The organism is Parabacteroides sp. AT13, from assembly GCF_002272965.1.
Lineage (GTDB): Bacteria > Bacteroidota > Bacteroidia > Bacteroidales > Tannerellaceae > Parabacteroides > Parabacteroides distasonis.
Window position 1 is genome coordinate 2,461,514 of the sequence record NZ_NQMH01000001.1, and the last position, 14,974, is coordinate 2,476,487.

Sequence of the window (14,974 nt, forward strand, 5' to 3'; positions counted from 1 at the left end):
GTGAAATTAGAATGTAATGTTCGCTCCAAAAGTGAATGAACGTTGCTGTGGCATACCGTTCCAATCTACACCTAAACGAGAGTTTGTCTCAGGATCCAATCCGGAATAACCTGTGATAGTGAGTAAGTTCTGTCCTTGAACATAGAAACGAATCTTTGTCATGTTCAGTTTGGATACGACCGCCTTCGGTAGTGTATAGCCTAAAGCTAACGTCGATAGTTTTAGGTAATTGCCGCTCTCAACGAAGTGTGAATCCGTATATCCATCATTGAATAAGGAAGAGGCGTCTCCATAACCGATTTTTGGAGTCATGCCGTCACCCGGTTGCTCTGGAGAAATCCAGCGGCCTAAGATTTCTGTTCCATTGTTGGAGAAATCCATATTGAACAATGCGCTTTGACGAGAAGCGTTCATGATCTTATTACCTCCGGAGAAGCGGAAGAATACATTTAAATCGAAATTCTTGTAAGAAACTGTATTATTCCAACCTCCGTACCAAGTAGGCATAGATGAACCTAATACCTTACGGTCGCTAGCGTCCAAGGAAGAAGCCTTGGAGACATCCGAAGGGTTGGAAGGATCATATTCCGCATAGTCGTAAGAGCCGAATGTGTCGAATTGCACTAATGAACCGTCCGCCTTACTCCAGATCGGATTACCGTTTGCGGCGTTTACGCCGTAATAATCATATCCATATAAAGATCTATATGACTCTCCTTCACGAATGATTGTGTAATTGTCTACGATGTCTGTTCCGCCGTATAAGCTCTTCACCGTGTTCTTAGCTGTGGAGAAGTTGAAATTAGTTTGCCAGTTCCAATCTTTGGTAGCGATGATTGTAGCGTTAACTGTCAATTCCATACCGGAGTTCTTGATCTTACCGATATTATCAAAATATGAGTTGTAAGGAATACCAGCGGTAGGTGCTGTAGGAACTTCCAACACCAAGTCTTTGGAGTTCTTTTGCCAATAAGCTAGCTCGAATGTCAGGCGGTTATTAAAGAAAGAGCCATCCAATCCGATATCGAAAGTCTCAGTTGTTTCCCATTTAAGCTGGCTGTTACCCATACGGTTCCAAGCGATAGCTGTATTCGATCCTGCTTTCTTCGCCCCGTAAGTTCCCAGATAAGGGAAATAATTCCCTAGGTCAGAGTTTCCGATTGTAGCGTAGCTGGCACGGATACGTAAGTCGTTAAACCAATCATTAATAGTTGATTCGCTCCAGAATTTTTCGCGAGAGATACGCCAAGCGGCTGATCCTCCCCAGAATGTACCCCAGCGGGTGTCTTTCGGAAGGCTGGATAAGCCGTCTGTGCGGACGGAGGCTCCGATATAATATTTACTATCATAGTTGTAATTCGCACGGAACATATAGGAGGCTAATCCCATAAACGTTTTACCTCCAGATACGAATCTCTCACCAAATGTGTTGGAAATGATATGGTCGGTGAAGAAAGCATCGGATATTTGTTGCACGGTTGCGTCCGTATATTCATATTCTTGATGGGTGTACTCTTGTACCGCTGTCGCCGTCAGATTATGTACATCATTGAATGTACGGTTAAAGTTGATTACGTTTTGCCAGTTCCAGTTCGTGTATGTGGTATTGATTTCTTCCAATAAGCCGCCATAGCCGTATCCGTCTCCTGATTCCGGGTTCCATACCATGAAATCTTTAACATTCGAGATGTCTAAGCCAGCTTGTGTCTTTAAAGTCAATCCGTCCATGAATGTGATTTCAGCCCATCCACCACCTAATACACGGGTATTGGTCGTACGGTTTACGTTATTGTCTAATGCCCAGACGATATTCTGGATACCATTATCAATATAGGAAAGGTTGCTTCCGCGACCTAATGTCTTACGGTTTTCAGCGTCGATATTGTAACCAGTAGGATCATCCGGATTGAATACAGATACGTTTGGAAGCATACGAGTGCCGGCGAAACCTACGCCACCCAATGAATTCTCGTCATTCATGACACCATTAACCCGGGTACGGGTCATCTGGCCATTTAATCCGATGCGTAACCATTTTGTCGCTTGTTGTGTCAAATCTGCCTTTAAGCTCAAACGGTTTAAGTCATTGGCGCGAATGATACCTTCTTGTTCCGTGAAACCTAATGATACATAATATTGGCTTTTATCCGTACCACCACTGGCGGATAAGCTATGATTGTGCTGGAAACCTGTACGGAAAATATAATCATTCCAGTTTGTGTCCGGTCCGTTCGGATCGTAAACAGCCTGTCCTTTCATTCCCCAGTTCTCGTATTTCTCGTTAGCGATAGTCACGAAATCTTTCGCTCCCAGAAGATCATGCAATTTAGCTGCGCTGGCTGCGCTTACATAGCCATCGTAAGTTACTTGAGTACGTCCCTTGGAGCCTTTTTTAGTTGTGATCAATACAACTCCATTTGCCGCACGGGAGCCATAGATAGCTGTAGCCGCACCGTCTTTCAATATTTCAATGGATTCGATGTCATTCGGGTTAATATCAGACATCGCATTGTAAGAAGCGTAAGCCATTCCTAAGCCGGTTTTTCCATCGGCGTTATCACCGGTGGCGATCGGCATGCCATCTACGATAAATAACGGCTGAGAGTTTGAACTGATCGTACTCATACCACGGATCTTGAATTGAGGGCCGCTTCCCAATACGCCACTAGGAGTCGTAACCTGTACACCAGCGGCACGTCCGGCTAATTGAGTGTCGAAAGACGCTGTTGCCAAGTTGCTTAAGTCTTCACCTCCTACTTTAGATATGGCACTCGTCACATCCTTTTTTCTTTGAGTTCCGTAACCGACAACCACGACTTCATCCAAGTTCTGAGAGTCAGATTCCATCGTGACTTTAATGATTGGTTTTACTGCCACTTCCACAGATTTCATACCGATGTAGGAAACGATTAGCTTTTTCGCGTTAGAAGGAACATCCAAGGTGAACGCTCCGTTGTAATCCGTTACAGTACCGGTAGTAGTACCAGCTACTACGATAGAGGCTCCAATGATAGGTCCATCGTCTTCCGCCGAGATAACCGTACCGGTCACCTTCGTGGTCTGAGCCGTTGCGAACGCTATACTTGCAAACAAGCATAGTAATAGATAAGTCAACCTTTTCATAGACACATACTTTTTGTTTAATTTGTTAATAAATAGATCGTTGTAATCAATTGTTGCCACTTAGTCGATTGACTTAGTTTCCGAAGAACTTCATGAGGGTAAGGTACTTTGGTGTTACTTCCTAGCATTGATGCGGGATTGAGTTAAAAATAATTTGCATATTAATACTATATATTAATACTAGAATGTATTAAATTAACATATAACTTAAAATAATCCGTATTGACAAAGTTTCGTGTAAGTTTATTTTTATTGTCAATATGTTTGTTTATTGCAAATATATCTTTATATTTGCCGTACAGCCATTAAAATAAAATGCTTGCTGTAAATAGTATAATTAGACATAACAGATGTTTACATAGGTTGTATGTTCTATAATTTATTAAGATATTTATAATAATTAATAAATATTGAACGGAAAAGTGATTTAGTTCTTCGGAGACTAAGGTGTTTCATAAATACTATCTAATGTATTTAAATAAAAAAGAGTATCTAATTAAAGATACTCTTTAGATATATGTGAATAGAGTGACCTATTTTGATTTTTATAGGCTTTTCGGAGGATATAATGCGTCCCACCACTCCGGTTGATCTTTCAACCACTTAGCGAACCATGCGTAAATTGTGTTATTCCACAAGATACGTTTCTCATAATCCAGTATATGGTGGTTCTCTCCTTCTACCTGGACAAACGCTGTAGGCTTACCCAATAATTTTAATGCGGTAAACATCTGGATGCTCTCTCCAATCGGAACATTCGTGTCTGCGGTTCCATGTAAGAACAAGATCGGGGTATTGATCTTGTCTGCGTTAAACAGCGGACTTTGTAAAGTGTACATATCCCGGGCATTCCATGGATAACTGTTAGCGCTAGCCAACGAGCTGTATGAATATCCCCAGTAACCTTCTCCCCAATAGCTGGTGATGTCGCTGATTCCCGCATGAGACATGGCCGCTGCGAATATATCTGTTTTTGTTTGTAGGTATTGAGTCATGAAACCTCCGTATGAAGCCCCCATGCAACCGATTTTCTTCGTGTTGACAAAAGGATGCTCCTCACAGAACTTTTTCGTGCCTTCGATGATCTCGTCAGCGGTAAGTTTACCCCATGCGTTGACATGGCGTGCGGAGAACTCTTGGCCGAATCCAGTCGCTCCACTGGGCTGTATGATGTAGACGATGTACCCTAAGCCGGCGTATACATGCGAAGGATAACGGCTTTCCATCACCCGGGCCGTAGGGGTTGTTCCTCCGTAATAATTCACGATCATCGGATATTTCTTGGTCGCATCAAAATGAGGAGGGAGATAGAAGCGGCCGTAAATCGTATCCCCTTGGGCGGAAACGAAATTCCAATCTTGCACTTCTCCTAAAGTGACGTCTCTCAAGATCTCTTTGGAGAGATCGATCAAGCAGGAAGAGGCGTCGTTTTTCAAGTTATAGGTATAAAGCCTTTGGGAATTGGAAGCGCTTAATCCGAAATAAACCATTTCGAAAGCTTGATTGGCGATGGAGTAATCGGAGATGACATCTTCCTTGGCTTGAAGTTGCTTAATCTTTCCGTTGGACGGGTTTAGACTATACATGCGAACACGGTCCTTATCTTTCGCCATGATATAGATTTGTTTATCGAGGGCGTTCCACTCGTAGGAATCGACAGAGGGGTCAAAATCTTTCGTAAGCGGCTTTATACTTTTATCTGTTATATTGTATAGGAATAATTGCCCGTCGCTCGTATTCGATGTCTGTCCTTCTTTGATCTTTAATCCGATACCATCGAAAGCCTCTCCAGACGCGTCAACGAGTAATTGGGTGGCATCCGGGGAGAAAACGGCACGGCTTACGAATTTCTCACCTTTTATAAGGGTATCCACATGCATGGTTCGTAGATCCATCTTATATATATATGTACGTGAGAAAGGACGCTCCGTTAAATTCGGTTCCCTACGACTGAATAGCAGATAGTGGCCGTCTTGAGATACATCGTTGATGTAAGTAGAAGTATGTCCATAGGTGAGCCGTTGGAACAATCCGGTTCGCAGGTCATATTTATGGATAAACATACGGTTTCTCCATCCCGGTTGGCGATCATCCGGCACCAGTATCTCTTGGATCTCTTTTCGTTCTTGCGGTCCTTTCTCCCGTATGGAGAATAATAGATAGTCCTCGGTAGGCCCGAAGCTGAAAGAACCTTCAGGCAATTGGCAGGCAAGGATGTTCTCCTTTTTACTGGTAGGGTCTAAGGTCACCAATTCCGTGCCTTTCATCCCTTTCCTTGTGTAATAGGCCAGATTGCTTTTAGGCATCCAGCGTAAGCTCTGTCCGTTCTCAACCAATACGGAACCGGTAGCCTTGTCTAGTATCTGGGTAAATGAGGACTGCTTTCCGCCGGGATAGGTTTCTTGATAGGAGACGATAATGAATTTTCCATTCGGGGACAGGCTGGCGGATTGGATGCGTTTACCATCAAATACATCACTTAATGTATAACGTTTCTCCGGATTGACGGTCGCGGTTACCACCGCGTCTTTTTCCGGGTTGAATGAGGCTTTTAAGGCATTCTCTTTGTGGCTCTCAGATAAATATTTAATTACGATTTCATAGCGTCGCGGCTCCAAGGTCAACGAGGCTTCTCCTTGGGTTAGTTTTATGGGTTGTCCATCCACGTAGACTTCTGAAATCTCAGGGCCATTGATCCTTAAGGTGCCTTTTGTATAGCGGTCACTATTCAGGTAGAAGGAAACCAAATGTAGTGCGTAGGAAGAGGCCGAGGTTGGCAAGGTCAGCTCTCCGGAAGACGCCGCGTCAAGGGTTTGTCCGCTTTGGGAAAGGTTGCAGAAAGGAACGGTCGTGTTCAATAGTTCCTTGTCAGAGAATCTCTTACTGTTTACATCCAGGCTATCTGCCAAGAAGGGTTTCTTCACCTCGTAAGGGCCGGCATAATTATAATGTCGCACGACAACCTCATCCGCCCATAGTGAGCAACAGGAGCATAGGGCTGAAAGAATTAAGATGTTTTTGTTTATCATGATATTTGTTATTTAGTTTAAAATAAGAAAGCGAGATGGCGGGTATCTCTCAGCCATCTCGCTGTATCATTATCTTATAAGATTTCTATCTCATCTACGAACAAGAATGCGGGACTTCCGGCGCCACCGTGCCATTTTGGTAGTTTGCTGCTGTTGATGATAACCTCGACATAGCGGGCCTTTACCGGGGCGAAGGATATCTCTTGGGGATATAAACCGTCCTTGTCGTTTTGGGTTAGCTCCGGGATTTTCTTGGAAGCTACTTCCTTGAAATTCTTGCCATCGTCGGATACCTTTACGGTTACGGCGGAGGCTCCCATGATCCAGTCACCTTTCACCACATTCGTATTGAAAGATACCTTTTGGATTTCGGTTGGTTCCTTTAGATCGATCGTGGCGTCAAGGTCTTTTCCTTGGAAACCCAGCCAATGGCCGGTCTTGTAATTACTACCTCCACGTAAGCCGTCTACCAATACCTGTGCCCCGTTGAAAACGTATCCTTTGCTGGGTTGCTCTTTCAAGGTGATGGGCTTCATCGTCGCTTTATTGAAGAAGATATCTTCTGAGAAGATGCGGCTCGTACCGTTCGGACGGACAACGATCGCCTTGAATTCGCAATCTTGGTTGATCTGTACCGGGCCTTCATACTTGATGCTGGCGATCGTAGGATCGCTACCGTCTACCGTATAATAGATATCTCCTTCACCCAACTTCGTCAAGGCTATGTCGAGTGTTCCGTTCTCCGTATTGGTGGTCAGGGAGGCGTTAATATCGAAGATATGCTTTCCGTAATTATATCCCAAGCGATCGTAAAGTTGTGTCATGCGGGCCACACGGGGCAGGAACGTCTGATAATCTTTCTTGGACGGATCGCTCCACTGGATATCGGCTACGGCATCGATACGGGGCATGATCATGTATTCTACCTGTGAGAAGGTCGGGATATATTCCGTCCAGAGGTTGGCTTGCGCCCCGATCACGTACTTCTGGTCTTCAGGAGAGATACCGGCTGTCGGCTCAAAAGAATATACTTTCTCTAACGGCAAGTAACCACCGATAGCTTCGGGCTCAAGATCCGTATCCGCTGATTGATAGTAATCCAGATATACATATGTATTCGGTGTCATGACCACGTTATGCTTTTGCTTGGCGGCCTCGATACCTCCATCCATGCCTCTCCAGCTCATTACCGTGGCATTCGGGGCCAAGCCTCCTTCTAGGATCTCGTCCCAGCCGATGATATGGCGTCCTTTGCTCTCCACGAATTTCTCCATGCGGGAGATCACGTAGCTTTGCAAATATTCCTCGGCGGAATGCTTCTTATCTCCCTTGATACCTTCCGCCTTGATGCGAGCTTGGCATTTCGGGCATTTCTCCCAACGTACCTTCGGGCACTCATCACCACCTACATGGATATATTCGGACGGGAAAAGATCGATGACCTCGCTCAATACGTCTTCTAGGAATTGCATGGATTTCTCGTTTCCGGCGCAGATCACGTCGTCGGCTACTCCCCATTGGCCCCATACGTCATAAGGGCCCCCGGTGCATCCCAGTTCCGGGTAAGTAGCCAAGGCTGCCAATTGATGTCCCGGCATATCGATTTCCGGGATGATCGTGATATGGCGTTCAGCGGCATAGTTGATGACATCGCGAATCTGGTCTTGTGTATAGAAGCCCCCGTATTCCTTTCCGTCATATGTTCCGGAGTTATGGCCGATCACGGTTTCCTTGCGTTTAGATCCGATCTGTGTCAATTCCGGATATTTCTTGATCTCGATACGCCAACCTTGGTCATCGGACAGATGCCAGTGGAACGTATTTTGGTTGTGCAAGGCAAGGATATCGAGATACGTTTTTACCGAATCCACGGGGAAGAAATGGCGGCTGACATCCAGCATCATGCCTCTATAGGCAAAACGGGGATAGTCGTTGATGGTAGCTGCCGGTAATTCTACGTTCATCCCTTGGGCCGTGGCCGGGATCGATTTACGTAATGTCTGGATACCATAAAATACGCCGGCATCCGTACTTCCGGCGATCCGTATCCCGTTATCGCTAACGGTCAGTTGATATCCTTCCGGATTCTGGATGCTTTGGTCGATAACGAGGCTGATCCCCTTACCGGGCTGGCCGGTAGCGGTTGCTAATTCATAGCCCGTGATTTCCTTGATATAAGAAGCGAGGAACTCGGCGTTCTTCTTCATCTTATCATTGCCCTCCGGATAAAATATCTTCGTGGATGGACTTAGGACGAAAGGATTTCCGTTCGTCAATGTTACTTCTTGTGGCAAAGGCACTACTCCGTAATCTCCTTTTACGGCCTTACCACCGGAGCAAGCGATCATTCCCGTGCAAAATGTCAGGACGAGCGCTAGTTTGCTTAGGCTGTTCATGTGTTTAGAGTTTAGAATGTAAAACAATAATTGATTCAGTATCACCGCCCAAAGATAAATAGAATTAGCCGTTTTATCTAATGCTTTTACACTTTTGATGCGATAACCTTAGGGATTTTGTCTATATATATAGACTATTTATCAACTGGTGCATGATCGTCCACCAGCTGTTGCATGATCATCCAACAGTTGGTGGACGATCATGCAACGGCTGGTGGATAATGAATACTTCTATAAGAAATGTCTAAGGAATATGGAAGAAACACCTAAGGTCTAAAGGGAAAAGGGCTAGGGACTAAGGGAAAAGAAACGTCTTCTTGAGAGGTATTTCCTTGTCTTTCTTATAATATGTATTCACACGTTTTACGGTTGTGCAGCGGATGTAAGCGTCATGGCAGTAGATGAGCGCTTGCCCTTTTCGGGAGGCTTCAGCAAGTATGCGCAGTTTCTCGTTGTATGACGTGATCGGATACGTATCGTAAGCCGAGATCCATTCCGGAGATACGCTGGCTACAAGGGGGATAACATCCCCGGCAAAGACAAAAGTCCGGTCCTCCGTATGGATATAGGGAACAATTTGTCCCGGAGTGTGCCCATCGTACAGGCGTAGCTCTATAGTGGGGCAAATCGATGTGTCGGCATCTAGCAGCCGTAAGGAATTAGCGTCTGCGACGGCTTGCATATTCTCGATGAAATAGGAATCTCTCTCCAAGGCGTTCGGATGAAGGAAATTCTCCCATTGCTTGCGGCTAACCCAGTGGTTCGCATTTGGGAATGAGAGAAATAAATGTCCGGTAGATTCATCCTTTTGCGTGGTATAACCGCAATGATCGAAATGGAGATGAGTGAGGACAACATCCGTGATTTCCTCCGGTTGAATTCCCCGGTTTCGTAGTTCCGTGCCGAGGTCTATCAAGTTGAAGAAGCGGTAATAACTTAGTTGTTTTAAGTGTTTATTTCCCGCTCCGTTATCTACTAGGACGATGCGTCCGTCATCTGTTTTTATGACAAGGCTACGCATGGCTAGCACGCAACCATTTGTCTCGTCGCTCGGATAGCGACGGCTCCAAGCGCTTTTAGGAATGGCCCCGAACATGGCGCCTCCGTCGGCGTAGAAGTAGCCGGTATCGATGATTTGTAGTTTCATGGTTTCTGCATTCTTTCTTTGGGGGAGTAAAGGTATGGTTTTTATCATACTCAATAGTATAATAAATGTAAAAATGACTGGTTTAAACGTTGGTTTAGACTAGTCATTTTGATGGATGGGGATAGTGCATTTGACACAATTTTAATATTGGATGTAATGTATTGATTATAAGTCTTATTACTAATAGGATCGAAAAATGATTTAAATGAATGTTGCTTAATTTAAATTAATGGTTAACTTCGCGGACGACTAGTCTAAACGAACGTTTTAGCTAGTCATTTTTATTAGGGACTGCGCTCAGAGATAGCAGAAAGTAGGTTTTTGGTGTTTGAATATTGTTAATCTCAATTAATTATAACCATTTAATAATAAAGATGGAAAAATGTAGTAAGAAGAGCAAGCAATTGTGTTTAAGCTTGTTCAAACCAAGTGTTATGATGCTTACCACGGGATTCCTATGTATGGCCTCCTTTCAAGGATTGGCGGCTGTGGAACCCTCGCACAACTACGGACCGAATGTTGAATCGGTCATGCAAAATGGTAAGACTGTTACGGTTAAGGTTTCAGATTCAATGGGTGAGTTGATCGGCGCGAACGTGTTGGTCAAGGGAACTACTATCGGTAACGTAACCGACATGAACGGCTCGGTTACGTTGCAAGATGTGCCCGCAAACGCTGTTTTGGAAATCTCTTATATCGGTTACACGACCAAGGAAGTCCCGGTTGGCAGTCAAAGTGTTATAAATGTTACGTTGTCGGAAGATTCCCAGGCTCTTGAAGAGGTCGTGGTCGTAGGTTACGGTACGATGGAGAAGAAGCAAGTGACCAGCTCCGTTACCTCATTGTCTGCCGGCGATATGATGAAGGGTGTGGGTGGTGCCGATATCACCAGCTCTTTGCAAGGTAAGATCAGCGGTTTGATCTTGCAAAATAATGGTAGTGCCAATGGTACGACCACGATCCAGTTGCGTGGTTTGACCTCTATCAACTCTGGTAAGGCTCCATTGATCGTTGTCGATGGTTTTCCGGGAGGTGATATTCGTGCCTTGAACCAAGACGATATCAAATCTATCGATGTGCTGAAAGATGCTTCCGCTGGTGCGATCTATGGTACACGTGCTGCTTCGGGTGTGATCTTGATCACAACGAAGAGTGGTTCTAACACGAATGGTAAAGTAAAATTGAATTATAGTACTGAGCTTTCGAAGAAACAAAACTATGGCCGTCCAGATATGATGACCGCCGATGAGTATCGTAATCGTACGGACGTGAATATCATTGATTACGGGCAGAACGCTGATTGGTGGGACGCTCTTTTGCAGAAGGATAACTTCTCGCAAAAACATCACCTCTCTTTGGAGCTAGGTACCGAGAACGCACAAGTGTACACCTCTTTCTTCTATGAGACCAACGAAGGCATCACGATTAAGGATAACCGTAAGGACTATGGTGGACGCTTGAATGCAAACTTTAAGCTGTTCGATGGTTGGTTAGAGATCCGTCCGATCGTGGATTATCGTCAGACTGCTCGTACTTCCGATGGATCGGATGAGGATAAGAAGGCAAACTTCAAGCAGGCGTTGTATAATAACCCGACTCGTTCCCCATTTGACCCGGAAAGCCCGAGCGGATATAACGTATGGACCGGAGAAACTTTGGACTACAATATCGTAGCGGATCGTATGCTTTCCGACTACGAGGGCTTGGATAAATGGTTTAAGCCTGAGGTGACGATGAAATTGAACATCAAGCCGATTGAAGGTTTGAGCTATTCTCAGACATTGGGTTACGAGAACCGTCAGTGGGAGTTGCACCAGTTCCGTTCTCGCTATCACCGAGAGGAGGTGACAAACAACCGCGGTGGTTGGGCGAAATTGGAATTCTCGAAGACCGAACATCTTACTTCTGAGGGTTACTTCACTTACCTGAAAGAATTTAAGGGAGGTCATAGCTTAAATGCCGTTGCCGGTTACTCTTATTTCGAGAAGAATGGAGAGAATTTCAATGCGGAGAACTATGATTTCGGTGTAGAAGGCCTGAAGTATTGGGACTTGGAATCCGGATCTTATTTGACCGACGGTAAGGCAAAGATGGGATCTAAAAAAGATATTACGGAACGTTTGTTCGCTCTTTATGCCCGTGCCAATTATTCATATAATGATAAATATATGGTAACGGCTACGATCCGCCATGAGGGTTCCTCGAAGTTTGCCGCAGAGAACCGTTGGGGTAATTTCTGGGCGTTGTCTGGAGGTTGGCGTGTATCTGGTGAGGAATTCATGAAAGAGTTTGATTGGGTAAATGACTTGAAGATCCGTTTCGGTTATGGTGTGACCGGTAATAACGACTTCGATGCTTCCTATATGGCTAATACGTTAAGTCGCGACCAATATTGGATGCTTCCGAGTGGTAGCTGGGCGTTTGTTTATGGACCGAGCTCTAACGTGAACCCTTATTTGGGATGGGAAGAGAAGAAAGAGTGGAATATCGGTGTGGATTACTCATTCTTTGGCAACCGTATGTATGGTAAGTTCGATTACTATCGTCGTAAAATCGATGGCATGATCTACGAGGTGAATGTTCCACAGCCACCGTATCCAAATGGCAAACAATGGCAGAACATTGGCGAGATGGAGAGTAAAGGATGGGAGTTCGAGGTTGGTGGTGACATCATCCAGAATAAGGACTTCACTTGGACTTCCAGCTTGAATATGAGCCATAACTCAGGTAAGATCCTTACGATGTATGGTAACAATTCACGTATGGATGGTAACGCTATGGATGAACCGGGATGGCCGGGCGATGCCTCTCGTATTGAAGAGGGGGCAGAGATCGGTGCGTTCCATATGTGGAAATTCGCTGGATTCGACGATAAAGGAGACTTCCTTTTGTACAATAAGGATGGTGAGGTTATACCTGCTTCCCAAAAGAGTGTAGACGACAAACAATATATCGGTAATTATCTACCTAAGGTGATGATGGGATGGAACAATACCTTTACCTATAAGAATTTTGACTTGGGTATTAATATGCGTAGTTGGATAGGTTTCGATGTCTTGAATACTTATCCGATGTACTTGGGTATCCAGGGACAGAGTGGTGCCGGCCAGTGGAATCTTTGGAAACCGGCGCTTGACGATCCGAAGTATAAGGACATTCGCGGCGTGAAGCAGCTTTGTGACTACTTCTTGGAGGATGGCTCGTTCTTGAAAATTGATGCGATTACGTTAGGTTATACATTGGCGTTGAGTAAGTATACAAAATGGGCAGAGCGCCTGCGTGTATATGGAACTGTCGGCAATGTAGCGACTATTACAGGATATAGCGGACATAATCCGGAAGTGAATATTACCGGTTGGGAAGGCGGTGTCGATAAGGTTTGGAACTGTGATCCGATAGTTCGCACCTATACGTTAGGTATTCAAGTAACATTCTAAAAAGGTAAGAAGAAAATGAAAATTAGCAAGATAACAAATTGGTTGGTAGCCGGAGCTGCTTGCTTGCTGCTGGGTACCTCTTGTGACGTGGATCCTACGTTCTATTCGCAGGTTGTTCCCGACACGTATTATACGAATGCAGACGCGGTTTGGTCGCGTTTTAATCGTCCTTTTACGCATTGGCGTTGGTGGGTAGCTCATAACGACGCTCGTGTGCGCTTGATGGAAGTGGGAACTGATGCTATGTGTGTGCCTACTCGTGGTAATGACTGGTTTGATGGCGCCGTTTATCAGAACATGCATCATCATCATTTTATGGATGATATGAGCCCGATGAAGGATGGATGGGACTTGACGACGATGGGTGTGGCTCAGTCGTGGAGTGCCTTGGAGGATTTGGAGAATATTGATTTCGTATCGGTGGGTTTGACTGAGGAGGATCGTGTATCAATGATTAATCAGTTGAACGTATTGGCTGCCTCTTTTTATTTGGATGGTTTGGACATGTTTGGTGGTATGCCTCTTTACACATCTACGAAGGAGGATGTGAAGGCTCGTGCTACAGATGTGGAGACTTTCCATTTTATCGACTCCTTGTTGGATGTATCTATGCCGAATCTTCCGTTGAAGGAGACCTTGGGAGCACCCGAGACGAACGTTATCCATCGTGCTGTGGCTGCGGCTTTGAAGGTTCGTTTGTATTTCAACGCTGAATCGTATATCAATAAACCGATGTATGAGGAGGCCGCTAAGATTTGTCAGGATATTATCGATGGAAAGTATGGTCAGTATAAATTGGCCAACCATTTCACCGAGATCTTTGGTTGGGGTAATGAGACTTGCTCGGAGATTATCTGGACAGTACCTTCCGAGAATGCCAAAGGTGAGACGGATGGTGGTTTGACTGCCTTCACTCTTCCTTATAATTTCAAGGATTTCTTAGGGGGCTTGCAGGATGCTAGTGGTAATAATGGGCTTTGCCTATGCCCTAGTCGCGATCCGGAGGGTAACTTGTATAAGTTTAACGTAGGTAATCCATACGAGACATTCAACGACAAGGATATCCGTAAGCAGCAGTATGTATATGAGGGTGGTCGCAAATACCGTGGTATGTTTATCGTTGGTGAGTTGCAAAACCCGGATTTCCCCGAGTATAAATGTCTGGGTGCCCGCGAGTATGCCGGCAAGGTCTTGAATGTCGTAGACCAGATCGCTCATATCAGCCAGGTGGGCAATACGGTAGCCAGTCTTAAGGATCTGACTTCTACGATTGCCGATGCAGAGGAGAACTCAGGCGTGCGTGTTCTTAAATTTAGTCCTCTGCCTAATCAAGATGAGTTCAAGGAACGTTTCAACCCAGATTGTCCTGTAATTCGTCTGACAGAGATCTATTATACTTTGGCGGAATGTAAGATGCGTTTGGGCGATAAGAATGGTGCGGCCGATATCATCAACTCCATCCGTAAGCGTAACTTCGAGGGTGGAAACGACCCGGATCCTGTTACCGCTGCCAATTTGGATAAATACCGTATGCTGAAGGAATGGATGCAAGAGTTCTTGCGCGAGGCCCGTCGTCGTACGGACTTGATCCGTTGGGACGCATATGTGACAGAGGATTGGTGGGATCATAAGGCTACGAACGATGAGAAATACAATCGTTATCCATTGCATCAATTGTCATTGGGTGCGAACCCGTTGTTGGAACAGAACCCGGGATATTAATAAGTTAAACTTAATATAAAAAAGGAGGTATGTTGCAGAGGCATACCTCCTTTTTCTGATATGGCGTGGAAAACGCAGTAGTACTTACTTGACTGGAGAATATATACTTCATCGGGCAAA

At 45.0% G+C, this 14,974-nt stretch carries 6 protein-coding genes; 2 read left to right on the forward strand and 4 right to left on the reverse strand.

Annotated elements, in window-relative coordinates; translation table 11 throughout:
• Positions 1-6 precede the first annotated feature (6 nt).
• The 4 genes from CI959_RS10250 to CI959_RS10265 form a co-directional block, all read right to left on the reverse strand.
• Positions 7-3,123, reverse strand: a complete 3,117-nt coding sequence (locus CI959_RS10250; RefSeq protein ID WP_011966880.1) for a TonB-dependent receptor — start codon at positions 3,121-3,123, stop codon at positions 7-9.
• Between the two features lie 545 nt (positions 3,124-3,668).
• Positions 3,669-6,152, reverse strand: a complete 2,484-nt coding sequence (locus CI959_RS10255; RefSeq protein WP_057316842.1) for a S9 family peptidase — start codon at positions 6,150-6,152, stop codon at positions 3,669-3,671.
• A gap of 74 nt (positions 6,153-6,226) precedes the next feature.
• The gene (locus CI959_RS10260) at positions 6,227-8,548 is read right to left on the reverse strand and encodes a glycoside hydrolase family 20 protein (RefSeq protein ID WP_008773854.1); all 2,322 of its coding nucleotides are present in this window, start codon (positions 8,546-8,548) and stop codon (positions 6,227-6,229) included.
• 295 nt (positions 8,549-8,843) lie between these two features.
• The gene (locus CI959_RS10265) at positions 8,844-9,695 is read right to left on the reverse strand and encodes an MBL fold metallo-hydrolase (protein ID WP_005866924.1); all 852 of its coding nucleotides are present in this window, start codon (positions 9,693-9,695) and stop codon (positions 8,844-8,846) included.
• 374 nt (positions 9,696-10,069) lie between these two features.
• Here CI959_RS10265 and CI959_RS10270 point away from each other — a divergent pair, with 374 nt between their 5' ends.
• On the forward strand, positions 10,070-13,132 hold the full coding sequence (locus CI959_RS10270) for a SusC/RagA family TonB-linked outer membrane protein (protein WP_005861306.1): 3,063 nt from the start codon (positions 10,070-10,072) through the stop codon (positions 13,130-13,132).
• Between the two features lie 15 nt (positions 13,133-13,147).
• Positions 13,148-14,854, forward strand: a complete 1,707-nt coding sequence (locus tag CI959_RS10275; RefSeq protein WP_057316841.1) for a RagB/SusD family nutrient uptake outer membrane protein — start codon at positions 13,148-13,150, stop codon at positions 14,852-14,854.
• The last annotated feature ends 120 nt before the right edge of the window (positions 14,855-14,974 follow it).